The sequence below is a fragment of the Bradyrhizobium sp. LB13.1 genome, from assembly GCF_054056815.1.
On record NZ_JBSRYQ010000001.1, the window covers coordinates 1,029,368 to 1,051,652 of the forward strand.

General features: G+C 63.4%; 21 protein-coding genes and 1 pseudogene. 4 read left to right on the plus strand and 18 right to left on the minus strand.

What is annotated here, in order from left to right; genetic code table 11:
* Positions 1 to 11: 11 nt before the first annotated feature.
* From ACVWYI_RS04795 to soxX, 11 genes and pseudogenes are all read right to left on the minus strand, one after another.
* Complete coding sequence (locus tag ACVWYI_RS04795; RefSeq protein WP_456661361.1) at positions 12 to 1,727, minus strand: N-acyl-D-amino-acid deacylase family protein; 1,716 nt, start codon at positions 1,725 to 1,727, stop codon at positions 12 to 14.
* 49 nt (positions 1,728 to 1,776) lie between these two features.
* Complete coding sequence (locus tag ACVWYI_RS04800; RefSeq protein ID WP_456661362.1) at positions 1,777 to 2,985, minus strand: MFS transporter; 1,209 nt, start codon at positions 2,983 to 2,985, stop codon at positions 1,777 to 1,779.
* A gap of 145 nt (positions 2,986 to 3,130) precedes the next feature.
* Positions 3,131 to 3,298, minus strand: coding sequence for a hypothetical protein (locus ACVWYI_RS04805; protein WP_456661363.1), 168 nt, complete (start codon positions 3,296 to 3,298; stop codon positions 3,131 to 3,133).
* Between the two features lie 90 nt (positions 3,299 to 3,388).
* A pseudogene (locus ACVWYI_RS04810) lies at positions 3,389 to 4,428 on the minus strand (MBL fold metallo-hydrolase).
* A 270-nt stretch (positions 4,429 to 4,698) separates the two neighbouring features.
* Positions 4,699 to 5,157 (minus strand): DsrE family protein, encoded by a 459-nt coding sequence (locus tag ACVWYI_RS04815; RefSeq protein ID WP_456661364.1) that lies wholly within the window; start codon positions 5,155 to 5,157, stop codon positions 4,699 to 4,701.
* Positions 5,154 to 6,905, minus strand: coding sequence for a thiosulfohydrolase SoxB (gene soxB, locus ACVWYI_RS04820; RefSeq protein WP_247351814.1), 1,752 nt, complete (start codon positions 6,903 to 6,905; stop codon positions 5,154 to 5,156). Before soxB ends, ACVWYI_RS04815 begins: the two co-directional genes overlap by 4 nt.
* Before the next feature lie 55 nt (positions 6,906 to 6,960).
* The gene (locus ACVWYI_RS04825; protein WP_247442178.1) at positions 6,961 to 7,266 is read right to left on the minus strand and encodes a hypothetical protein; all 306 of its coding nucleotides are present in this window, start codon (positions 7,264 to 7,266) and stop codon (positions 6,961 to 6,963) included.
* Positions 7,263 to 8,093: a sulfur oxidation c-type cytochrome SoxA gene (gene soxA, locus ACVWYI_RS04830; protein ID WP_456661365.1), complete on the minus strand. Its 831-nt coding sequence runs from the start codon at positions 8,091 to 8,093 to the stop codon at positions 7,263 to 7,265. Before soxA ends, ACVWYI_RS04825 begins: the two co-directional genes overlap by 4 nt.
* Before the next feature lie 34 nt (positions 8,094 to 8,127).
* Entirely contained in the window at positions 8,128 to 8,439 is a 312-nt protein-coding gene (gene soxZ, locus ACVWYI_RS04835) for a thiosulfate oxidation carrier complex protein SoxZ (RefSeq protein ID WP_247442181.1), read from the minus strand.
* 15 nt (positions 8,440 to 8,454) lie between these two features.
* Positions 8,455 to 8,940 (minus strand): thiosulfate oxidation carrier protein SoxY, encoded by a 486-nt coding sequence (gene soxY / locus ACVWYI_RS04840; RefSeq protein WP_247351821.1) that lies wholly within the window; start codon positions 8,938 to 8,940, stop codon positions 8,455 to 8,457.
* 25 nt (positions 8,941 to 8,965) lie between these two features.
* A complete protein-coding gene (gene soxX, locus ACVWYI_RS04845; RefSeq protein ID WP_247351822.1) occupies positions 8,966 to 9,325 on the minus strand; it encodes a sulfur oxidation c-type cytochrome SoxX in 360 nt (119 codons plus the stop codon).
* A gap of 227 nt (positions 9,326 to 9,552) precedes the next feature.
* On the opposite strand from soxX, the gene ACVWYI_RS04850 reads away from it, so the two are divergent.
* On the plus strand, positions 9,553 to 10,236 hold the full coding sequence (locus ACVWYI_RS04850) for a DUF938 domain-containing protein (protein WP_247351824.1): 684 nt from the start codon (positions 9,553 to 9,555) through the stop codon (positions 10,234 to 10,236).
* Here the strand turns inward: ACVWYI_RS04850 and ACVWYI_RS04855 are convergent.
* The 5 genes from ACVWYI_RS04855 to ACVWYI_RS04875 form a co-directional block, all read right to left on the minus strand.
* Complete coding sequence (locus ACVWYI_RS04855) at positions 10,226 to 10,840, minus strand: DsrE family protein (protein ID WP_456661366.1); 615 nt, start codon at positions 10,838 to 10,840, stop codon at positions 10,226 to 10,228. The two genes, ACVWYI_RS04850 and ACVWYI_RS04855, sit on opposite strands and share 11 nt — an antisense overlap.
* Positions 10,841 to 10,865: 25 nt before the next feature.
* Positions 10,866 to 11,495: a hypothetical protein gene (locus tag ACVWYI_RS04860; RefSeq protein WP_456661367.1), complete on the minus strand. Its 630-nt coding sequence runs from the start codon at positions 11,493 to 11,495 to the stop codon at positions 10,866 to 10,868.
* A complete protein-coding gene (locus ACVWYI_RS04865; RefSeq protein WP_456661368.1) occupies positions 11,492 to 12,535 on the minus strand; it encodes a TAXI family TRAP transporter solute-binding subunit in 1,044 nt (347 codons plus the stop codon). Before ACVWYI_RS04865 ends, ACVWYI_RS04860 begins: the two co-directional genes overlap by 4 nt.
* A 49-nt stretch (positions 12,536 to 12,584) precedes the next feature.
* Complete coding sequence (locus ACVWYI_RS04870; RefSeq protein WP_456661369.1) at positions 12,585 to 14,213, minus strand: hypothetical protein; 1,629 nt, start codon at positions 14,211 to 14,213, stop codon at positions 12,585 to 12,587.
* A 453-nt stretch (positions 14,214 to 14,666) separates the two neighbouring features.
* On the minus strand, positions 14,667 to 16,736 hold the full coding sequence (locus tag ACVWYI_RS04875) for a prolyl oligopeptidase family serine peptidase (protein WP_456661370.1): 2,070 nt from the start codon (positions 16,734 to 16,736) through the stop codon (positions 14,667 to 14,669).
* Positions 16,737 to 16,943: 207 nt separating this feature from the next.
* Between ACVWYI_RS04875 and ACVWYI_RS04880 the strand changes: the two genes are divergently transcribed.
* Both ACVWYI_RS04880 and ACVWYI_RS04885 read left to right on the plus strand, forming a co-directional pair.
* Complete coding sequence (locus tag ACVWYI_RS04880; protein WP_456661371.1) at positions 16,944 to 18,191, plus strand: MFS transporter; 1,248 nt, start codon at positions 16,944 to 16,946, stop codon at positions 18,189 to 18,191.
* 140 nt (positions 18,192 to 18,331) lie between these two features.
* Positions 18,332 to 19,570, plus strand: coding sequence for an MFS transporter (locus tag ACVWYI_RS04885; RefSeq protein WP_456661372.1), 1,239 nt, complete (start codon positions 18,332 to 18,334; stop codon positions 19,568 to 19,570).
* A 126-nt stretch (positions 19,571 to 19,696) separates the two neighbouring features.
* Here ACVWYI_RS04885 and ACVWYI_RS04890 read toward each other — a convergent pair whose 3' ends face one another.
* The gene (locus ACVWYI_RS04890; protein WP_456661373.1) at positions 19,697 to 20,191 is read right to left on the minus strand and encodes a VOC family protein; all 495 of its coding nucleotides are present in this window, start codon (positions 20,189 to 20,191) and stop codon (positions 19,697 to 19,699) included.
* 90 nt (positions 20,192 to 20,281) lie between these two features.
* Positions 20,282 to 20,827 carry a carboxymuconolactone decarboxylase family protein gene (locus ACVWYI_RS04895; protein ID WP_456661374.1) on the minus strand — a complete coding sequence of 182 codons (546 nt, stop codon included), beginning with the start codon at positions 20,825 to 20,827 and terminating at the stop codon, positions 20,282 to 20,284.
* 135 nt (positions 20,828 to 20,962) lie between these two features.
* Here ACVWYI_RS04895 and ACVWYI_RS04900 point away from each other — a divergent pair, with 135 nt between their 5' ends.
* Positions 20,963 to 22,162 (plus strand): acyl-CoA dehydrogenase family protein, encoded by a 1,200-nt coding sequence (locus ACVWYI_RS04900; RefSeq protein ID WP_456661375.1) that lies wholly within the window; start codon positions 20,963 to 20,965, stop codon positions 22,160 to 22,162.
* Positions 22,163 to 22,285 lie beyond the last annotated feature (123 nt).

Here is a 22,285-nt window from a genome sequence, read left to right on the forward strand (position 1 = left end):
GCGCCTTAGCGCTACTGCATCCCCTGCGCACCCCAAATCAACTTCCCCGGCCGTCTTCCCGTGGCCTCGCCCTGCCGTCGCGTCACCACGCCCGACACGATCGTCGCCTCATAACCATCGACATCCTGCAACAGCCGCCGTCCGCCGACCGGCAGATCGTAATGCACCTTCGGCGGATGCAAATGCAGCCGGTCGTAGTCGATCACATTGACGTCGGCCTTGTAGCCGGGAGCGATCAGCCCGCGATCGGTGAGGCCGACCGAGAGCGCGGTCTTGCGCGATTGCGCGGCGACCACGAACGGGATCGTCAGCTTCTCGCCGCGCTTGCGGTCCCGCGTCCAGTGCGTCAGCAGATAGGTCGGAAAGCTCGCGTCGCAGATGATGCCGCAATGCGCACCGCCATCGGAGAGGCCGGGCACCGAGTGCGGATCGATCAGCATCTCGCGCGTCGCGTCCAGATTGCCGTCGGCATAATTGAGGAACGGCACGTAAAGCATGCCGCGGCCGTCGTCCGACAGCATCGCCTCATAGGCGAGCTCCTCCGGCTGCCGGCCCTGCTTGCGCGCCTGCGGGCCCAGCGCGTTCTCCGGCGGCTGCTCGTAATCGGGGGAATCGCCGAGCAAGAACATCTTGTCGTAGTTGGGACGGAAGAACAGCGGATCGTCGGTCGCGGTCGCCGTCTCGCTCAAAATTGCCTCGCGCACCTCGCTTTGATGCAACCGCGCCAGCCGCTCCTTCAGCGGCAGATGCGCGATCGCCTTGTAGCTCGGATGGGTCTGGAACGGGTTTCGCGACAGCTCGAGCCCGAGCAGGAGGCCGACTGGCCGCGCGGCGATCTGCGCGGTGATCGAGAGGCCGCGCTTCGCTGCCGCATTGATCTCGTCCAGCGTCTGGCGCCAGCGCTGCGGCGCCTTGTCGTTCTGCGTGATCGAGAACGAGATCGGGCACTTCGTGGTGTCAGCCACCCGCAGCATCATCGGCAAGTCTTCGTCGATGGTGGAGAGATCGAGCACGAATTGCAGAACGCTGCGGCCCTCACGATGCATCGCGCCCGCAATCGCGGTGAGCTCGTCCTCGCCGGCCTTCAGCGTCGGCGTGAAATCGCCGGTCGAGGTGCGGTGGTTGAGGGTGCGAGAGGTCGAGAAGCCCAGCGCGCCCGAGCGCACCGCCTCGCCCGCGAGCTTTGCCATCGCCGCATTGTCTTCCGCCGTTGAAGGATCGCGGCGCGCCCCGCGCTCGCCCATGACATAGACCCGCAGCGCCGCATGCGGCAGCTGCGCGCCGACATCGATGTCGAAATCGCGCTTGGAGAGCCATTCCATGTAATCCGGAAAGCTCTCCCACGCCCAGGGGATGCCGGCGCTCAGGACAGGCTCTGGAATGTCCTCGACGCCTTCCATGAGCTGGATCAGGCGGGTGTGGTCGGCGGGCTTGCACGGCGCAAAGCCGACGCCGCAATTGCCCATGATCGCGGTGGTGACGCCGTTCTGCGAGGACGGCGTCATGTCCTGGCTCCAGGTGACCTGGCCGTCGTAATGGGTGTGAACGTCAACGAAGCCCGGCGTGACGAGCTTGCCGCGCGCGTCGATCTCTTCCTGTCCCTTTGCGGCGACCTTTCCGATCTCGCTGATTCTGCCGCCGGTGATGGCGACGTCAGCCTCGAACAGCTCGCCGCCGCTTCCATCCGCGACCGTGCCGCCGCGGATCACGAGATCAGGGTTGCTCATGGTGTTTCTTCCCGGTTTGTTGTTGTTTCTTGTCGTCCCGGCGTTGCAGCTACGCTTTGGCTTGCCGCTTCGGCTCCGTGAACGGCGACAGCACCACCGTCGCCAGCATGAAGATCACCGAAGCGCCGAACACCCAGTGCGGCGCGCTCTGGTCCATGATCCAGCCGAACAACAACGGACTGACGATGCCGCCGAGATTGAAGCCGGTGGAGACGATGCCGAAGGCGCGGCCTGCCGCGCCGGGAGGTGCTGCATTGCGCACCAGCATGTCGCGCGAGGGTGCGATCACGCCGGAGAGGAAGCCCGCCATCATCATCGCGGCCGTCAGGATCCAACCGGGCAGCGTCACCAGCGCGATCAGCAGCACGATCAGCGCATTCGCAGCGAAGCAGGCGGCGGCGACATAGCCGTGGCGCTCGGTGTGGTCGGCAAGGAAGCCGCCCGCGAGCACGCCGATGGCGCTTGCACCGAGGAACGCGGTGAGCGCGACATTGGCTGCGGAATAGGTCGCGCCATAGCCACTCATCAGCGCCACCACGCCGAAATTGTTGATGCCGGCCACCGACAGGCTGAGCAGCATGAACAGCGCCGTCAGCGTGATCAGCGCCGGCGTGATGATGGCCTGCTTCGGTGCGCTCTCGTTGCCCGGCTTTGATTTGTGCGCGCCGGCATCGGGAATGTTCATGGTCACCAGCAACAGCGCGACCAGAACACCGATCGCGCCCGCTGCGATCAGCGCACCGCCACCGCCAGACACCGTGACGAGCGCAGCAACGATTGCGGGTGCGACCGCGCCACCAAAATAGCCGGCAAAAGTGTGGATCGAGAACGCGCGGCCCATCCGCGCTTCGTCCATGTGCTCGGCGAGGATGGCGTAATCGGCGGGATGGTAGACGCTGTTGGCGAGCCCGAGCAGCACGGCGCAGGCGATCAGCGAGGTGTAGCTCAGGTGCAGGCCGAGCAGGATCAGCGCGACCCCGCCGAGGGTGAGGCCGCCGAGCAGGATCTTTCGCGCGCCAAAATGGTCGACGAGATAGCCGGTCGGCGCCTGCGTCAGCCCCGATACCACGGCGGACACGGTAAGCGCGAAGCCGAGTTCGACATAGCCGACGCCCAGCTGACTTTTCAGGAACGGGAACAGCATCGGCAGGACCAGCAGATGGAAATGGCTGACCCAATGCGCGATCGAAATTCCGGTCAGCGTGCGTAGCGCGCTGTCCGCCTTGTCTTGCTGCGGTGCGGCAAGAACGTCAACCATTGCAGTTCCGTTTCACGTCACTTGGAGACGCGCAAACTATCGGGGACAGCGGTTATTTGTCCATGAACGCAGGCGCATGGCAGGTAGCAGAGGTGACTGGCTGCGATCTCGATCATTCAGCGGTCGTAGGGCGAACATCACCCCCTCACAACGGCTCATCGTCATTCCCATGGCGATCACGCTTCGGTGTAGCAAAATCGCCGTCTTCGTAATCGTCGTCGATCTCGCGCGGGGGCCGAGGCTGCTTTGCCTTGTTCTCGGCCGTCTTGGTCTTCGTCTTTGGCGGCTCGCCCGGCTTGCCGATCTTGGCCATGGCTGCTCCCGGATGGTGATGCTGCATCCGTCCTAGCCCGACTATATGGGCGGTTCCTGATCTATCTCAAGAATGGCGGCGAGGCCGTCGTCAGTGCATCACCGGCCCGCCGGCCTTCTTCCAGGCATCGATCCCCCCGGCGATATGCGCGGTGTTGGTGAGCCCGGTCTCCTTGGCGGCGGCCACAGCCATCGCCGAGCGTTCGCCGAAGGCGCAGAAGAACACGACGCGGCGGCCGGTGGCGGCCGCGACCTCGCGCAGCATGCCGCCGGGCTTGAGGCTGTCTTCAATGGATGGATAGGGCGTATGCAGCGCGCCTTCGAGCATGCCGTGCTTCATCCGCTCATTGGTCTCGCGCAAATCGACCAGCAGGATGTCGGGCCGGCCGAGCGAGCGGATCGCCTCGACGGCGCTGAGCGCGCGGCCCTCTTTCTCGAGCTCCTCCTGATGCAGGCCGACATGCATGTTGGCGGGCACTGCGACGTCCATCATCTTCGGATTGGGCAGCTTCAGATTGGCCATCAGCTCGATATAGTCGTCGACCGAGCGCACCTGAAGCCGCGGATTGTAGCGCTTCTCCTCGCCGATGGTGGAGACGGTGTCGCCCTTGTAGTCATGCGCCGGGAACACCATCGTCTCGTCCGGCAGCTTCAGCAGCCGATTGAAGATCGACTCGTATTGTGCGCGCGAAGATCCGTTCTGGAAATCGGTGCGGCCGGTGCCGCGGATCAGGAGCGTGTCGCCGGTGAAGACGCGGTCGCCCATCAGATAGGAATAGGAATCGTCGGTGTGGCCGGGCGCGTGTACATCACGTCGAGCGACAGGCCCTCGATCGTCACCTTGTCGCCGTCGGCAACCCGCATCGCCACCACGTCGGCCTTGGTCTGGTCGCCCATCACGGTCATGCAATGGGTGCGGTCGCGCAGCTCGCCGAGGCCGGTGACGTGGTCGGCGTGCAGATGCGTGTCCACCGCCTTGACCAGCTTGAGGTCGAGCTCGCGCAGCAGCTGGCAGTAGCGGTCGACCTTCTCCAGCACGGGATCGAGGATCAGCGCCTCGCCGCCGGGGCGGCTCGCCAGAAGATAGCTGTAAGTACCCGAAACACTGTCGAAGAGCTGGCGGAAGATCATGACGAGACCCGGCGTGAACTACCTCGAAATTCTACTACACTTCGGGCCAAAAAGAGAAGTAATTGACTGTCTAAGTAAGGTAATTTAGAAGATTTTTATTCCCGCGATGGGCGGGTGGGCGTCACCTCAGCCACCGCTGTCATTCCCCGCGAAGGCGGGGAATCCAGTACGCTGCGGCCTTTCCGTACCCCTCGCGGTCTCGGAGTCCTGGATCGCCCACCGCGGGCGATGACACCGAGTGTGCCGCGACGTTTTGCCCCGACAAAAGGCTCAGGGCCGCACCACCGTGTACCCGTTCTCGCTGAGAAACAGGATCTGCCCGACCCCGACTTGCACCGGTGTCGCCGCGGGAATGAACTCCGGCCGCTTGCCCGTCTCCCGCTCGATCGTGTCGACGGTGTTGAGGCAGATGTCGAAGCGTACGCCTTGCGCGATCAGGCTCTCGACCTGCTTGCGGCGCTCGCTGCCTGATAACAGGAGATCGATGCCGGGACCGAACGCCACGACCTCGATCGCAATTTTGTCGGGGTCGTAGGCCTTCAGCAAATTGTTGGCGACGCTCAGCACCAGCGCCTGCTTTTTGGCATCGCCATCGGAGAGCTGCAACACGATCTTGTGCTCCGCGAACGGCTTGTCCTGGAGCGGCACCTGCTGTGCGTAAGCGAGCGGCGTGGCAGCGAAGGCGAGCAGCGCCAGCAGCATCGCGGATAAGATCTGCGATCGCATCATCCCTGTCCTGCAATACCTGGATTGCCCTCGACGCCTTTCAGCGTGACGCCGGAGCCGAGCCGCTCCTGTGACATCCGGCCCGAGCGCAGATATTTGGCGACGACCTCCCACACCGGCGCGCCTTGCTGGCCATTGACGGAGGCCCAGCCGGCGACCTTGTAGCGGTGGTTTGCGGAAACCGCCTTGCCGCCATTGAGCTTCAGCTCGGAGATGCGGCTGCCGATCGCAGCCGTCGGCGTGCAGGTGTAGCTGAGCCCGCCGGCGCGCACCATGTCGCCGCCCTGCTGGTAATAGGGATCGGCATTGAAGAGATTGTCGCAGATATCTTCCAGCACGTCCTTGATCTGCGTGCCGGTCATCTCCTGCACATAGGTCTCGGGATAACTGATCGCGGTTTCCGCAAGCAAATCCTCCATGGTCAGCGCCTGGCCGGACAGCGCGGTGACGCCCCAGCGGAAGCCCGGCGACAGTGCGACCTCGGCATCGAGTTCGCTGCGCAGCGCGGTGCAGATCAGCTCGTCGACCGGGCCGGCGAAATTGTCGCGGCGATACAGCAGGCGATCGGGCGTTGCGATCTTCTCCGACCAGTCGGTGACGAAGGGCGCCCGCAACCGGCCGATCAGTTCGGCCATCCCGGGATCGGGTTTCAACAGCTCGGAATAGACCGGCAGCAAATGATATTTGACATCGCTGACCTTGCCCTTGTCGAGCGCGAGGTCGAGCACGGCCAAAAATTTTCCGTTGGAGCCGGCGTTGGTGACGAGCGTGGTGCCGCTCGCGTTCTTCACCGCGATCGGCTGCGGGATCGCATCATGGGTGTGGCCGCCGAGAATGACGTCGATGCCGGTGACGCGGCTTCCGAGCTTGAGATCGACGTCCATGCCGTTGTGCGACAGCAGGATGACTGCGTCGACCCTGTCGGTGCCGCGCAAGCCATCGACATGCTTCTGGAGCTCTTCCTCGCGGATGCCGAAGGTCCAGTCCGGCGTGAACCGTTTGGGATGCGCGATCGGCACGTATGGAAAGGCCTGGCCGACGATCGCGACGCGATGGCCGCCTAGCTCCTTGATCACCGAGGGCTTGAACACGCGCCCCGTCGCCTTGTCGAAGGCGGGCGCGTCGTTGAATGCGGCTTCCTCGGTGAGAAAAACGTTCTGCGCCAGGAACTCGCCCTTGAAGCGCCTGAGATTGTCGCGCAGCGCCTGCTCGCCATAGGTGAATTCCCAATGCCCGGTCATCGCCTCGATACCGAGCAGGTTTGCGACCTCGACCATGTCGCGGCCCTGCATGATGTTGGTGAGCCCCGTGCCTTGCCAGAGATCGCCGCCGTCAACGAGCACGGAGTGCTTTTCTCCGGCATCGCCGCGCAGGCGGTCGATCAGCGTCTTCAGATGGGCGAAGCCGCCGAGCTTGCCGAAGCGGCCTGCGGACTTCTCGAACTCGAAGCAGCTGAAGGCATAGGCATCCGCGCTGTCGGGCCGGATGCCGAAACGTTCGAGGAAGGCGCGGCCGACCAGATGCGGCGGCCGCCCCGCCATCTCGCCGATGCCGATATTGACGCTGGGCTCGCGAAAATAGACCGGATTGAGCTGCGCATGCGTGTCGGTGAGGTGAAGGACGCGCGCATTGCCGAACCGTTCGAGGTCGTAAATGCTCGCGGCCTCGGCTCCGCGCGCAAGCCGCGGCAGGCTGAGCGATGCGGCGGCGAGGCCAGCATTCTTCAGGAAATCGCGGCGGCGGATCGCCATCCAGAAATTCTCCGCGCCCTCTAATGGTCGCAAGGCTGTTGCACGAGCGAACAGTCTAGCGGATTTCCATCGCCTTCCAGGCTTCTTTTTCGGAAATGGCCTGGAAGATCGACGCCTTCGCCAGCGCCTCGGCCTGCTTGGCTGCGGCCACGGCGCGGTCGAAATCGCCGCCATCGCCCGCCTTCTTGGCCGCGGCCAGCGCCGAGACGGTCACGGTCCATTGGTGGCGCAAGCTGGCGGCCTCCTTCGATGCGGCTTCGGCGGCGGAATAGGCCGTCTTGTAATCCGCCTCATTTGCCGCGCGCGCCGCCGGCGCGAGGCCCAAGGCGAGCAGCATGGCGAGAGGAAGTGACCGCTTCATGGCCGCGCTCCCGGGCCCGATATCGGCAGGCCGTTGGCGACGTAGGACAGGAAATACTCGACGTCGCGATATTCATCCGCCTGCGGCTCCAGCGGAACCGCACGGGTCTGGCTGTTGCAGGTGACGAAGCGGCGGGTGGTCGTGCCCATGCCGCTCCATTCGGAGCGGTAGATCGGCATCGCGTTCAAGATGCCCAGCGCCGGCGCCAGGATCTCGGCGCGGATGCGCTCGCCCGGGCTCTGCACATGGCAGCTCGCGCAGGAGAAATTCATCTGGCCACGTCGGGTGTAGAAATACCGCTTGCCGTTCTCGAACGCCGCGAGCGCGCGGGGATCATCGGGAATCTTGATGTCCATCGGCTTGCCGCGCGAGGTGAAGGCCATGTACGCCGTGAGCGAGGCCATCTCGTCCTTGACGTAGGAATAGGGCGCCTCGCCATTGGCCTCGCGGCAGCGGTTGAGCGCCAGCTCCAGCGTGACGACGTTGCCTTCCTTCTCGTCGAAGTAAGGATAGTTCTGGCGGACGCCGATGCCGCCGTTCGGGAAGCAATCGGCATAGGTCTTGCCGTTCTTGAACGGGGTCGCGAACATTTCCTTGCCGGCGTCGAGCGCGAACTCGTAAGGCGGGAATTCCTCCTTCTCCTGCCACTGCCGTTTCATGTCCTCGTTCATGGAATAAGGACCGTTGACGAAATCCTCGTGCTTCACGGTCGGAAACTTCTGGAAGAAGAAGTTCTGGAACGCTTTCGCATCGGCAATGGGATCGACCTTGTCGGCCGCGACCACACGCGGAGAGGCGAGGGCGAACGCGACGAGCGCGGCACTCAACGACCGCCAAGCAGGAGAGAGATGCGGGCCTTCATCACGCGATCTTCGCGGTGGTGGTGTCCGAGCCACCCTTGTTGTCGGTCCAGGAGATCTTGAGATCGTCGCCCTTCTTGGCGCCCTTGAAGCTGAACTTGACGTAGGGGTCCTTGGAAATGGCGGTGCCCCAATCGGCGACGAAGACGTCCTTGCCGTTACATTCGAACTTCAGCTCCTGGATGTAATGCGCGGGGATCAACTCGCCCTTGGCATCCTTGACGAAGCCGGTATCCATGGGATGCTGGATCAGCGCCTGAACCTCGGTGATGTCGCCGTTGGCGGTGGCGCGGACGCGAATGCTGGATGCCATGTCGAACTTCCTCGCTTAGCCGCCGCAGCCGCCGACGGTGACTTTGACTTCCTTGGTCGCGCTGTAGAGCTTGCCGTCGGCCTCCACGATTGCGACGACGTTGGTGGTCTTGGCCATCTTCAGGCGGTTGGCGACACCAGGGATCGTGCCTTCGGGAATCTTGTAGCTCGCGGCCAGTGCGCTCGGGTTCTCGGCCACGAAGAACGAGATCGAGGTGACCTTGTCGAGCGTCGTCGTCACCGAGATCGGCACGACGCCGCCGTTCTCGGCGATCTCGGGGGCATCCAGCTTGACTTTGTCGGACGGCTCGGCGGTCCTGCCGTAGAGCGCCTTGATGGCGTCCGCTTCGCTCTTCTGCCTGAAGGCCTCTTCCGGATATTTGTCGTTGGCCGCGGCGCGCGCGGGAGCGAACGGCAGATTGCCGAGGCCGAGCAGCGCGACCGAGGCCGCGCCCTGGAGGATCAGGCGCCGCGTCGCGCGTGGGCCGGTGAGTGCGGTCATCTCAGGTCTCCTGGCGTGCCGGCGGTCACAGGGTTTGCAGGAAATCAACGATCGCGCTGATCTCCTGTTCGGTCAAAATCCGGTTCCGGCCGAACGGCGGCATCATGGTCTGCGGATTACGCTTGGTCTCGTCGAAGATGATCGCGGTCAGCTCGTTGCGATCGGGGTACTTGGCCTTGAGGTCCTTCAGTTCCGGCCCGATCGTTCCCGGCAGGTCGCCACTCTTGATGACGTGGCAGGTCAGGCAATTGCCCTTGCCGCGGTCGAAAGCGAGTTTCTGGCCCTCGGTCACGGCGGATTGCGCCCGTACCGGGGTCGCGGCCGCCAAGAGCCCCAAGGCGGCCAGCGCAACGAGCAGGGCGGGTTTGCAGGGAAAGGCGGTCAAGGCGTCGTCCCGAAACATGATCTGGTGTACCAAAGATAGTGCTCAAAAGCACACCCGGCTCGTTCTGACAATCAAGACTATGCAGGCCGCAAAATGGAGTTAATATCTTCTGCATTGCAACTTAAGGAGCTAGTTCGTCCGTAAGGCCTGTTGGGGCCAGTCATTTTTTCTCGGGCGCTTGGCTCTGATCGCGTTTTCGTCTGCTTCTTCTTTTCCGGGGACTTCAATTGGCTGAATATGTCGTCGAATTTGGCAGGGACGGCGGGCGGGTCGAGTCGGATGGCCGCCTCGATGCACCTGCGTTTCATCGCAATCACGAATCGCTCTGGGCGGTATTGGAAAAGCATCTCGCCGGCTGCACCGGCGACGTGGTCGAGCTCGGCAGCGGAACCGGGCAGCACGTGGTCCACTTCGCCCGCCACACGCCCGGCCTGATCTGGTGGCCCAGCGATCTCAACCAGCGCCACCTCAAGAGCATCGAGGCCTGGCGCGTTCATGCCGGCCTGCAAAACATCCGCTCGCCCTTGCGGATCGATCTCACGGATCCCGACTGGTGTCCGGAGATGACGAGCGGGCAGGGGCCGACAAGTCTTGCCGCCGTGTTCTGCGCCAATGTCATCCACATCGCGCCATGGGAGGTCGCCGAGGGCCTGTTCGCCGGCGCCGGCCGCTATTTGCGGGCCGACGGCAAGCTGTTCCTCTACGGCCCCTTCAAGCGCGACGGCAAGCACACCGCGCTCAGCAATGCCGTGTTCGACACATCCTTGCGTGAAGGCAATCCCGACTGGGGCGTGCGCGACATCAGCGACGTCGAGAGCCTCGCACGCGGCGTAGGTCTTCGCCTCGTCGATACGATCGACATGCCGGCGAACAATCTGACGCTGGTGTTTTCGCGTGACCTCACGGTTTGATGTAGCTCCAGCCCTGCTCCTGCAGCTCCATAACGCGGACGACGCCGGATTTAACAACCGTCGCCTGAGCAATCAGGTTGATGTCCTTGTTCTCCGCCTTACGCATATTTTCCTGGGTGTTTCCGCAGGCCTTGAAAGAAATTTCGGGATGGCTCATCGCGAGCACCTCGATGCGCGGCTTTACCGGCGAAGTGTCATCGCGCAGCATGTGAAGGCCGGGGCCAAAGGTGACGACCTCGATCGACACAGCCTCACCGAGCTCGCGGTAGTATTGCGCGACGTTGGTTGCATTGTTGAGTACCAAGTTCATCATCGCGGGTTCGTTGGAATTCACTTGCAGGATCAGCCGATGCGACTTGTTGGCGATCTCGGGTCTTGTTGCTTGAGCCAGCCGCGTCTCGCTCGCGGGGGCCCGGTTAATTGTTCGATTCTGCGCCGGCTTTCTCGCCTGCCTGTGTCCGCCCGGGTGTTTCTGATTGCTCGCTACGCTCTCACTCGCCTGCGGGATCATATGGTTGTCCGACTCGGCCTGGACGTTTGGCCCGACCAGGAACATCATCGCCAGGCCGCCGATGACTGCGATTGCCGACTTCAGACTGATCATCTTGTTTCTCCCCGCTCCATGACCATCACCCTCCTGGTCTGGCGACGCTATGTGGCCATTTGCACGCAGCCGCCATTTTTTCACGCACGTTCTTGAATCCGCCGAGCCGGAACTGTCCCTCTTGCACAGCGCCGGTGCGGCTGGAAAGACGCACAATGATGCTACCGTCATCGGGTAATGATTTCAGCAATTGCACGGCATCGCCTCCCAAAGCGATTCCAGACCCGAACGACGGCGAGGCGGCCGCAAGTTGAATTGGCGGATCCGCATTGAGTCGATAAGAGACAGCATATTCGTTGGCGCCGCGTGAGAGCGCCGGTCCCGCGATCATGACTTCCGTGCGACCTTTGCGGCAGTGGATCGCGAGTTGCATCGCGGCGCCGTTCGGGCCACTGACAGAAGAGGTGGTGGCGGTGACGATCGGTGAATAGTCGACCGGCGATGTGGTCTCGCTGACCAGCCAGCTATCATCCGACCCGCGCCGTCCAGGCGGTGGGCTCTTGGGTGATAAATCTTGCACACACTCCAGCTGCGCTGATCCCTTCGCCGCCGAACATGCCCCAAGTGTTTCCATGGAATCGCTCGTGCTTTGCGCGTACGCGATTCCGCAGGCAATGTTGAAGGCGACGGCGAGTGGAGGAGCAGCAGTCTTCATGGCGGCGCCTGTGCGCTGCGCGCTTTGCGGTCTAGCCATTCCTGCGCGGCTTGGAAGCGGGCGAGACCGGGGACGGTTGCCGCGAGATTGATCGACCGCCATTTCGGGTCAAAGCCGGGCGCCTGCAGGCGATCGACGCGCGAGAACAGGTACTCGACAAGGCGCGCCACGCGTTGATAGCGGTTCGAGCGCGGCGGCCAGTTGAATGCAACAAGTGCTGTCGGCACCGCGATGGTCGAGACCCGTTCACCCTGCTTGATCAGATTGGGGTACTCATTTGCGTCCAAGGTCGCGGGCAGATAATAGTCCTCGAACTTCCTGTCGTAATGGACCGGGAGAAACTTGAAGCCCGCCTCCCAGCGGCCGCGCACGAAGGCGTCGACGGGTTTCGATGTGATGAACACGACGGCCGACATCTCTCCTTTGCGCATCTGCTCCAGGGCAACTTGATGCGGAATGAACGCCTTGTCGATCTCGATGCCGAGACGGCTAAAGATCAGCGGTCCTGAATAGGCGGCTGCAGTGCCCTGGGTATTGAAGTTCACTTTCTTGCCGGCAAGATCCTGCAGGCTTGTGATCTCCGGTCGCACGAAAATGTGCAGCTCAGACGGGAAAAGATTGAGCAGATAAGTGATGCGACTTTGGATCTGCGGTACCTGAAGCTTGTATTCATCGAGCGCGTCGGAATTGATGATGGCGGTATCGACACCACGCAAATAGAGCAGCGCATTAAGATTGTCGGTAGCGCCTCGGGTGACGATCGGGAGGAGATGCAGGTCTGCACCGTCGTCAACGACCCGGGCCATTTCTGCGGCGAGACGGATCGGCGCGCCCTCGAGCAGGCCGCCGGCAAGGCCGACCGTCCAGGCGTTCATTCGGTCTTTTTCGTTCACTTGCGGGAGTGGCCGTCGGACGAATTGTGCATCGCCCGTGGAGTTTTTCCCAGTTTGTGCTTTCAGGCAGGCCGGCTGAAGCAGAATGGCCATTGGCACCAGCGCGGTGACCAGCAGCAGCGAGAGTGACCTTGGCACCTTGTTCATGTCGTTCCCTTCTCGATTGCCATCGCAGCCTTTCGTTCTGCAACAAGACTCAGGGATGCAACGCATCCAGCCGTTCCTTGGCCTCGCGAATGCCGCCTCTCTGTGCCTTGGCGTAGAGTTCTCGCGCCTTGATCGCTTCGCTGCGCGTTCCATAGGTACCCCAAGCCGACAAAACCGCAGGATCATATGTCTCCGCGAGCATGAAACTTGCTCGTGCAATGTCCTTCTCAACCGCAAGCTCAAGCACAATTCGCGCTGCACCAATATTTCCCTGATCGAGCAATTCCCTGGCGCGTGGGATCAATCTGGCCTCCACCTCATTTTGTTCTGAAGCTATCAGCGGCTCCGCTGAGGTCACTTTCACGTTCTGTGTCGTCGGCAAGATCGAGCCTGCAGGTGGTTGCTCCGGGCCGCGCTCATCGGGGCGCCCCGCCGATGCGAGGTCCCTCTCCCTGGCGTCGGCCCTGCTCCGCTCCTGCTGCAGCGACTGCCGTAAATCGGCGATCTCTCGGCCCGCTGCCAGTCCCTGCTGCGAAGCCGCATCGGCCGCCTCACGCAATTGCACGTTCCGGCTTTCGATTTCGCGGCGCATTTCGGTAAGCTTACTCGCCAGCGTAGCGGCGTGCGCTCTGGCTTCTTCGAGTGCGCGGCGTTGTTGTTCGGCGTCGGCCGTTACCGCTCGCGCCGCTTTGGCCTCTGCGACGAGAACGGCGCTCCTTTCCCGTTCCTGCTGCAGGGACTGCCGCAATTCCGCGATCTCCTGTCCCTTTAGATCGCTTTGCTCACCAGCCGCACCATCCGGCGTGAGCGGTCCGCGAGGTATTCCGGCAAGTTCACTCGCGAGTGCCGCGGCGCGCGACTGTGCCTCGTGGCGTTGTTGCACAGCGGTCGCGGTCGCTGCTTGCGCGGCGTTCACCTGCTTGTCCAGCACGGCGCTCCTGTCCCGCTCCTTCTCCAGTGACCGTCGCAGTTCTGCGATGTCCTGAGCCGCCGCATCTCTCTGCTGCGCAGCGACAGCCTCCGCGTCGCGCGATTGTTGGTTCCGCGTCTCGATTTCGCGGCGGGTTCCGGCGAGTTCGTCCACAAGCGCGGCGCTGTGAGCTTGCTCCTGTTGAAGCGATTGCCGCAGCTGCTCCGTGGCCATTTCAGCCGCCTGCGTGCGCTGGACCGCCTCGTCAAGCTCTTTGCGCGCCCCGGCCAGTTCGCTGGCGCGTGGATCACTGCGGGGAGAATCGTCGACGAGCTGCTGCCGGCCCGTGCTTGCCGGCACCGCCAACACCGGGGCTCCAATCGTTTCTGGCTGAGGTGCTGCTTGCGAATTGGTCGCGATTTCCGCCTGCCGACCGAGGCTGACGACACTTTCGCCGTCGATGCGCGTCGCCTCCTGAGCCGTTCGCGCGTTGAATGGCTCGAACACACCGAGCAGGGTTGCTCCCACGAAGATTGCGACGATCAAGATCACAGCCGCCCCGAGCGAACTGCCTGACGGCTCATCCTCTGGATCGACATCCTCGGTTGCGGGATACCAATGGGTCGGCGCGATGTCGATCGGAGAGCCGTCCGTCCAAACCCATTTGCCCTCCTCGCACGACCAGTGGGCGGCCTCAACAGCCCCGGCCGCATCTTCCACCCAGATGTCTTCTCCGTTCCTCGGCGCAATATCAATTGGGCGGCGCATGCATCACGCCTCTTTCAATAACAACTACAATGGCGTGATTAATCGGCTTGGTCGCATGGTTTTGGTACTCATCGAATTAATTAATGTCATGGAATAAATAAGATAGCTGAATTAAATATATAACACATAACTTTAATGCAAAATCAAATTAAATTCTCCGCCGCTCCGGCTCGCCGCGCGGGGTAGAGCTATCGCATATGGGCGAGGACGGAGAGGAGGAAGTCGTTATTCCACCTCGCCTGCAGCAGCGGTGCAATATGCGATTCCCCCTATGCCTGCGGGGGAGGGCTGGGGAAAGGGTGTTTCCGCAACGGGGTACCTCCTAGAGGATAAAACCCTCACCAGGCGCGCGGGACGATGCTTCGCATCGCCCGGGACGCGCCGACCTCTCCCGCAACCGGGAGAGATGCACCACTTGCTGGGCGGCGTGCGCTGAACTCGGGCAAGAGGCGATCACGCCTCGCCGTCCTCCCACCCGATCTTGTTCTTCAAGAACCGGAAGCCGAGCACCTCGAAGCCGGCGCGCTCCTTGTTGTCCTTGCCGTAGCCGTGGCCGCCTGCTTCCGGTTCGTAGAACCAGGCTTCATAACCCATCGCCTGGAGCTTTGCCGCCATCTTGCGCGCATGCCCGGGATGGACGCGGTCGTCGCGCCGGGTGGTGGCGATCAGGATCGGCGGATAGGGCTGGCCGGCTTTGACGTTTTGATAGGCGGAGTACGTCTTCAGCCAGTCCCACTCCTCCGGCTTGTCAGGATCGCCATATTCCGCGATCCAGCTCGCGCCGGCGAGCAACTTTGTGTAGCGGCGCATGTCGATCAGCGGGATGGTGCAGAACAGCGCCCCGAAGCGTTCGGGGTATCGCACCAGCATGTTGGTGATGAGGATGCCGCCGTTCGATCCACCCTGCGCGGCGATACGCTTTGCTGTGGTCACACCGCGGCGGACGAGATCGGCGGCGACCGCGGCGAAATCATCATGCGACAGTTTCTTGCCGGCGAGCCGGCCGGCATCGTGCCAGCGCGTGCCGAATTCGCCGCCGCCGCGCAAATTTGCCTGCACCGTCGTGCCGCCGCGCTCCAGCCACAGCTTGCCGAGCGATGCGTTGTAATACGGCTTCACCGAATGGGCGAAGCCGCCATAGGCGCTCATATAGACCGGCGCATCGCCGGTCTCGCCGGCGGGGCCGGTCTGCACATAAGGGATGCGCTCGCCGTCGATCGAGATCGCCTCGTGCTGGGTCACCACGAGTCCGTCGGCGGCGAACGTCCTCGGCGCCTGCTTCAACACAATCGGGCTCGCGGCGCCGCGCTCCATCAGCAGCAGCGACGGTGGCGTCAGGGGATCCTGCACATTGGCGAGCAGGTCGCCATTGCTCTCGGAGGGATGGCGGTCCAGTGGCCAGATGTCGACGACGCCGATCTGCGGCAGGCCGCCGAGTGACCCGCGGCTCCAGCTCGTGGCGGACGGCGTGCATATCTCGAATTGCGGCTGGAGTTCGTCGAGGATCGACAGTACCAGTCTGCCCCCGGCCCAGAACAGACCTTGCAGGGCGCGGCGAGGCTCCGGCTCGAACAGGACTGCGAAATCGCGGCTGCCGGCAAGGAATGCCGAGAGCGACATGCCGAGCACGGTGTCGGCGGCATAGGTTCTCCCCTCGATCGACCAGGCTTCGCGCAGCTTCATCGCGAACCAGTCGCCATGTGCCTGCATCCAGATGCCGGTCGGCAGGTCGAGCTTCGTCGTCGTGCCGTCTGCATCCCGCAGCCAGATCGCATGATTGAAGAAGTCGATCTGGTCGACGAACCAGCTGCGTGGGACCGCGGCGGTGTCGTCGGCCATGCCGGACATGGCCATATGATCGGCCGTGGTCTCGATCATCATTTGCGCCTGATCGACAGGCTGGCCGCGCCGCCACAGGCGAACCGTCCGTGAATATCCCGAACTCGTCGCCATGCCTTCGCCATGGGCGCTCGACAGCAGCAGCGTGTCGGCATCGAGCCAATCGGCGCCGCCCTTGGCTTCCGGCAGCGCAAATCCGTCCTCAACGAAACTCTTGGTGTCGATGTCGAATTCGCGCAAGGTGACGGCGTCGCTGCCACCGCGCGACAGGCTCAAAATCGCCCGCGAGTTTCCCGGCTGTGTGGTGATGCCGCTCAGCAGCCAGTCCTCGCCTTCACGCGCGGCGAGCTGGTCGACATCCAGCATGATCTCCCACGCTGGATGCGGTTTGCGAAACTCCGCAAGCGAAGTCCGCCGCCACAGGCCGCGCGGGTTGGTCGCGTCCTTCCAGAGATTGTGCAGGTCGTCGCCGCGCCGGCTGACATAGGGGATGTTGTCGGGACGATCGTAGATCGCCGCGAGGATGTCGCGATCGCGCTCGAAGGCCTTTCCGCCAAACGCGTCGAGCGTCAGGCTGTTCTGCCGCGCGACGAAATCGAGCGCCAGCTTGCCCTCGATCTTCTCCAGCCACAGCCACGGATCGTCGTCGGGAGCACTGAGCGTAGGCCTGTCGTCGACGGACATGAACGAAACTCCTGAGATCGCGGCGGATAGGATTTGATCGAGCGCAAGCCGTCAAGAGCGCGGCCCATTATCATCGGCCCGATTGCGTCAGAGGCATGGCCTGCGCCCGTTTGCGCCGGTTGCCCGCCCTCGCGCGCCCCGCCATAGTGCCTGGAATCAACAGGGTCCCTGAAAGCCCCGTGAAAGCCTCTTGGGGCGGAAATGCTGATGTTAGACGTGACTGCAGCCAATGAGATCGCCGCCGACGCACGCGTGCGCGCCAATGTGGTGCGCCTTGCCGCCGCTCAGGCGCTGACCGGCGCCAATTCGGCGGTGATCTTCGCCACCGGCTCGATCGTCGGTGCGACGCTCGCACCCGACATGTCGCTCGCGACCGTGCCACTGTCGATGTATGTGCTGGGGCTTGCGGCCGGCACCTTGCCGACCGGCGCGATCTCGCGCCGCTTCGGTCGCCGCTGGGCGTTCATCGTCGGCACGGGTCTGGGTACGCTCACCGGTCTGCTCGGCTCGTTCGCGATCCTGCACGCCTCGTTCGCGCTGTTCTGTGTCGCAACCTTCCTCGGCGGTCTCTACGGCGCGGTGGCGCAATCCTATCGCTTCGCCGCCGCCGACGGCGCCAGCGCGGCGTACCGGCCCAAGGCGGTGTCCTGGGTGATGGCGGGCGGCGTGTTCGCCGGCGTGCTCGGTCCGCAGCTCGTGCAATGGACCATGGACGTCTGGCAGCCTTATCTGTTCGCCTTCAGCTTCCTGGTGCAGGCCGCGGTCGCGCTGGTCGCGATGGGCATCGTCGCCGGGGTCGACATGCCGAAGCCGGCGCCGGCCGATCTGCACGGCGGGCGGCCGCTGCTCGACATCGTGACCCAGCCACGCTTCATCGCGGCGGCGCTGTGCGGCGTCATCTCCTACCCCATGATGAATCTGGTGATGACCTCGGCGCCGCTCGCCATGAAGTTGTGCGGCTTGAGCCTTTCCGATTCCAATTTCGGCATTCAATGGCACATCGTCGCCATGTACGGGCCGAGCTTCTTCACGGGCGCGCTGATCGCGCGCTTCGGCGCGCCGAAGGTCGTTGCCGCCGGCTTGCTGCTGGAGGCCGGTGCGGCCGGCATCGGCCTGTCCGGCATCACCGCAATGCATTTCTGGGCGACGCTGATCGTGCTCGGGATCGGTTGGAATTTCTCCTTCATCGGTGCCTCCGCGCTGGTGCTGGAGACGCACCGGCCGCAGGAGCGCAACAAGGTGCAGGCCTTCAACGATTTTCTGGTGTTCGGCATGATGGCGATCGGCTCGTTCTCGTCCGGCCAATTGCTCGCCAATTACGGCTGGTCCGCGGTCAACATGGTGGTGTTTCCGCCGGTGCTGCTCGGCCTCGCCGTGCTTTCGTTCGCCTCCTTTGCCCGCCGCCGCAAGGCGCGGCTGGACGCGGCCATGGGTGAGCTCCCGGATGCGATTTAAGGTGGCAGGAGGCTGTGAGCAGCGTTGATAGTTCGACCCGGGTCGAAGTGATTTTCGGGGCTTGGGTTGTTACATGATGCTCGTCATGAACAGGCGGGCGTGAAGCACGGCGCTCGCGGGGGAAAAAAGGACAAGCGCAAATGCTCGACAATCCCCGGCACGACGCATCCATCGACGAATCCTCTCTTCACTACGAAGGCTGGCCCATCGTCGCGGTCTGCTTCCTGCTCGCGACCTTCGGCTGGGGCCTCGGCTTCTACGGCCAGAGCGTCTATGTCGCCGAGCTCCAGCGCGCGCACGGCTGGTCGGCCTCGCTGATCTCATCCGGCACGACGTTCTTCTATCTGTTCGGCGCGCTGCTCGTCGTTTTCGTCGGCGAGGCCGTCAACAAGTACGGGCCGCGCCTCGGCCTGATCGCGGGCACGCTGGCGATGTCGGTCGCAGCGGTCGCGATTGGCACGGTGCGCGAGCCGTGGCAGCTTTATCTCGCGAACGCCGTACTCGCCTTCGGTTGGGCCGGCACCAGTTTGGCGATGATCACCAACACGATCAGCCTGTGGTTCGACCAGAAGCGCGGCATGGCGATCAGCCTGGCGCTGAACGGCGCAAGCTTCGGCGGCATCGTCGGCGTGCCGCTGCTGGTGACCTTGATCGGTCATATCGGCTTCGCCAGCGCGATGTTCACCGTCGCCGGCGCCATGCTGGCGCTGCTCGTGCCGGTGATCCTGATTGTCGTCGGCCGTCCGCCCGATCTCCATGGTCGGCGTGCAGCGACGAAAGCAAAGCCGCAATCGTCGGCGCAGATCCGCGCCGGGGCGTTGCGCGACGTCGGCTTTCTCACCGTGACGGTCGCGTTCGCGCTGGTGCTGTTCGCGCAGGTCGGCTTCATCGTCCACCTGATCTCGTTTCTCGATCCCGTGATCGGACGCGAGCGCGCCGCTGTGGCCGTCGCGGTGCTGACGGCGATGGCGGTGATCGGCCGGGTGCTGTTCTCGCTGGTGATCGACCGCCTCAACCAGCGGCTTGCGTCCGCGCTGTCGTTCCTGAGCCAGGCCGTGGCGCTTCTCGTCGTCATCAATTTGCACAATGATTACGTGCTGATCGCCGCCTGCGCGTTGTTCGGCTTCTCCGTCGGCAATCTCATCACGCTGCCGTCGCTGATCGTGCAGCAGGAATTCGACTCCGCCTCGTTCGGCGTGCTGATCAGCCTCAACACCGCGATCAACCAGGTGACCTATGCGTTCGGCCCCGGCGTGGTCGGCTTCCTGCGCGACTTTTCGGGCGGCTATGCGCTTCCGTTCTATCTCTGCATCGTGTTGGAAGTGGTGGCGGCGGCGCTGATCATGGTGCGAGGCAGGCCGCATGTGAAGACGTCGTAGGGCCCGACAGCGTCTCTACACACTCCGTCATTGCGAGCGAAGCGAAGCAATCCAGACTGCCACTGCCGAAAGATTCTGGATTGCTTCGTCGCTTCGCTCCTCGCAATGACGGGGAGAGAGTGGAGTTTAAGCCTCGCGCTGCTTCAGCAGCTCCTCGACATCCAGCCGCTTCGTGACCATCGCAAGCTTTCCGTCCGGCCCGAACGGCCATTGCTCCCTGGGCCGGTCCCGATACAGCTCCACGCCATTCTGGTCGGGATCGCGCAAATACAGTGCCTCGCTGACGCCATGGTCGCTGGCGCCGTCCAGCGCAATGCCGGCCGAGAGCACGCGGTGCAGCGCATCCGCCAGCGCGAGCCGTGTCGGATAGAGGATCGCGGTGTGATAGAGCCCGGTCGTGCCCGCAGGCGGCGGCGAGCCGCCCTTGCTCTCCCAGGTATTGAGCCCGATGTGGTGGTGATAGCCGCCGGCCGAGATGAACGCCGCGCCGGAGCCCATCCGCTGCATCAGCTCGAAGCCGAGCACGCCGCAATAGAAGCCGAGCGCGCGATCGAGATCGGCGACCTTGAGGTGAACGTGGCCGATCCTCGTGCCGGCATGGACGGCTGGGCTTTGCGACATGTGGCTGCTCCGTTGGTGAATTCCACATAAGGCGAGCCTCGGCATAGCGCTACGGGGCTATTCCGAAACCCAGCGTTTCCGAATCGGCAATCAAGCCAGCTCCCGGACCTCGCCCTCCGGCAGCTCGAACTCAAACGTGTTCAGCGTCATCGACACCATTGTGTAATAGCCGCATAGTCCGATGACCTCGACGACGCCGCGCTCGCCGAGCACCTTCACCGCCTCGTCATAGAGGCCCTTCTCGACGCCGTGGCCCTCGTGCAACGACTTCGCGACGTCGTAGATCATCTTGCCCTTGGGATCGTCGAAGACGGGCGTGCGGCGGTCGCGGATGGCGTCGATGATCTCGGGCTTCATACCGCCCGCAAGCGCCAGGCGCTTGTGCGCATACCACTCGTAATGCGCTGTCCAGTGCCGCGCCGTCACCAGGATCGCGATCTCCGAAAGTTTTGCGGGGAAGATCGTGTCGTAGCGCAGGACCTCGCCGAGTCGCGTGGCGTGACGGGCCATGTCGGGGCTATTGAGCCAGGCCATCATCGGTGCCGGCGGCTTGCCGCGTTTGCCGGCAATCGACTCGTCATAGGTCTGCCGCTGGCTCTCGTTCATTTCGCCAGGCGAAAGAAGCTTCAGGCGCATTGTTGTTTCCTCTTTGTTTTCAAGCTCGCCGTGGCAGCGACTATAGCCGATGCGGGACGCGGAAGTGGTTGAATTCCACGAGGTGATGGCCCAGAGTCGCCGACAACAAGTCGTTTTTGATTGATGGAAACGCCCATGAGCGATGCTGAAAACGCCGATCTCGAAACATTCCGCAGCGAGACGCGCGCCTGGCTGGAAGCCAACTGCCCACCGGAAATGCGCAAGCCCGCGACCTCCGACGCCGACGTCTTCTGGGGCGGGCGTAACGCAAAGTTTGCATCCGAGCCGCAGCGCATCTGGTTCGAGCGCATGCGCGACAAGGGTTGGACCGTGCCGGACTGGCCGAAGGAATATGGCGGCGGTGGTCTCAGCGCTGCCGAACACAAGGTGCTGCGCGCGGAAATGGCCAAGCTGGGTGCGCGGCCGCCGCTGTCGAGTTTTGGCATCTGGATGCTCGGGCCGGCGCTTCTGAAATACGGCAACGACGCCCAGAAGAAGGAGCATCTGCCCAACATCGCCGCGGGCCTGATCCGCTGGTGCCAGGGCTATTCCGAGCCGAACGCCGGCTCCGATCTCGCTTCGCTCCAGACCCGCGCGGAGAGCGACGGCGATGATTTCGTCATCACCGGCCAGAAGATCTGGACGTCCTATGCCAACTACGCCGACTGGATCTTCTGCCTGGTGCGCACTGACCCGGCTGCGAAGAAGCACGACGGTATCAGCTTCATCCTGTTCGACATGACCTCAAAGGGTGTCTCGACCAAGCCCATCCTCCTGATCTCCGGCTACTCGCCGTTCTGCGAGACCTTCTTCGACAATGTCCGCGTGCCGAAATCGCATGTGGTCGGCACCGTCAACCGCGGCTGGGACGTCGCAAAATATCTGCTTCAGCATGAGCGCGCGATGATATCGGGCATGGGCGAGCGCGGCGTCGGTCGTCCGCTCGGCCAGATCGCGGCGGATTCCGTCGGCACCGATGCGCTGGGACGGCTCGACGATCCCATGCTGCGTGGCCGGATCGCCAGCTTCGACGTCGACGAGGCCGCGCTTGCAGCCTGCGCCGAGTGCGCGGTCGACCTCGCCAAGGCGGGTCAGGCGCATCCGGCGTTCTCTTCGGCGATGAAATATTACGGCACCGAGCTCAACAAGCGCCGTTACGAAATTCTGATGTCGGCCGGCGGTGTCGATGCGCTGGAATGGGAGAGCGAGCGTTCGAAGCAAGGAGCTCGTCCGCGCGCCTGGCTGCGAACCAAGGCCAACTCGATCGAGGGCGGCACGACGGAGGTGATGCTCGGCATCGTCGCCAAGCGCATCCTCGATCTGCCGGGGGCGTAAGCGAAGTCCTCATCCTGAGGAGCGGCCGTCAGGCCGCGTCTCGAAGGATGGCCTGCACGGTTCGAGACGGCGCTGACGCGTCGCCTCACCATGAGGGTCACCACCGAATTCAGCCGAACCGCA

Excerpts from the sequence above, each read along its gene's own strand:
- ACVWYI_RS04795 (WP_456661361.1), bottom strand. The coding sequence starts at position 1,727 with ATGAGCAACCCTGATCTCGTGATCCGCGGCGGCACGGTCGCGGATGGA.
- ACVWYI_RS04800 (WP_456661362.1), bottom strand. The coding sequence starts at position 2,985 with ATGGTTGACGTTCTTGCCGCACCGCAGCAAGACAAGGCGGACAGCGCG.
- ACVWYI_RS04805 (WP_456661363.1), bottom strand. The coding sequence starts at position 3,298 with ATGGCCAAGATCGGCAAGCCGGGCGAGCCGCCAAAGACGAAGACCAAG.
- ACVWYI_RS04815 (WP_456661364.1), bottom strand. The coding sequence starts at position 5,157 with ATGATGCGATCGCAGATCTTATCCGCGATGCTGCTGGCGCTGCTCGCC.
- soxB (WP_247351814.1), bottom strand. The coding sequence starts at position 6,905 with ATGGCGATCCGCCGCCGCGATTTCCTGAAGAATGCTGGCCTCGCCGCC.
- ACVWYI_RS04825 (WP_247442178.1), bottom strand. The coding sequence starts at position 7,266 with ATGAAGCGGTCACTTCCTCTCGCCATGCTGCTCGCCTTGGGCCTCGCG.
- soxZ (WP_247442181.1), bottom strand. The coding sequence starts at position 8,439 with ATGGCATCCAGCATTCGCGTCCGCGCCACCGCCAACGGCGACATCACC.
- soxY (WP_247351821.1), bottom strand. The coding sequence starts at position 8,940 with ATGACCGCACTCACCGGCCCACGCGCGACGCGGCGCCTGATCCTCCAG.
- ACVWYI_RS04855 (WP_456661366.1), bottom strand. The coding sequence starts at position 10,840 with ATGATCAGTCTGAAGTCGGCAATCGCAGTCATCGGCGGCCTGGCGATG.
- ACVWYI_RS04860 (WP_456661367.1), bottom strand. The coding sequence starts at position 11,495 with ATGAAGACTGCTGCTCCTCCACTCGCCGTCGCCTTCAACATTGCCTGC.
- ACVWYI_RS04865 (WP_456661368.1), bottom strand. The coding sequence starts at position 12,535 with ATGAACAAGGTGCCAAGGTCACTCTCGCTGCTGCTGGTCACCGCGCTG.
- ACVWYI_RS04870 (WP_456661369.1), bottom strand. The coding sequence starts at position 14,213 with ATGCGCCGCCCAATTGATATTGCGCCGAGGAACGGAGAAGACATCTGG.
- ACVWYI_RS04875 (WP_456661370.1), bottom strand. The coding sequence starts at position 16,736 with ATGTCCGTCGACGACAGGCCTACGCTCAGTGCTCCCGACGACGATCCG.
- ACVWYI_RS04880 (WP_456661371.1), top strand. The coding sequence starts at position 16,944 with ATGTTAGACGTGACTGCAGCCAATGAGATCGCCGCCGACGCACGCGTG.
- ACVWYI_RS04885 (WP_456661372.1), top strand. The coding sequence starts at position 18,332 with ATGCTCGACAATCCCCGGCACGACGCATCCATCGACGAATCCTCTCTT.
- ACVWYI_RS04890 (WP_456661373.1), bottom strand. The coding sequence starts at position 20,191 with ATGTCGCAAAGCCCAGCCGTCCATGCCGGCACGAGGATCGGCCACGTT.
- ACVWYI_RS04895 (WP_456661374.1), bottom strand. The coding sequence starts at position 20,827 with ATGCGCCTGAAGCTTCTTTCGCCTGGCGAAATGAACGAGAGCCAGCGG.
- ACVWYI_RS04900 (WP_456661375.1), top strand. The coding sequence starts at position 20,963 with ATGAGCGATGCTGAAAACGCCGATCTCGAAACATTCCGCAGCGAGACG.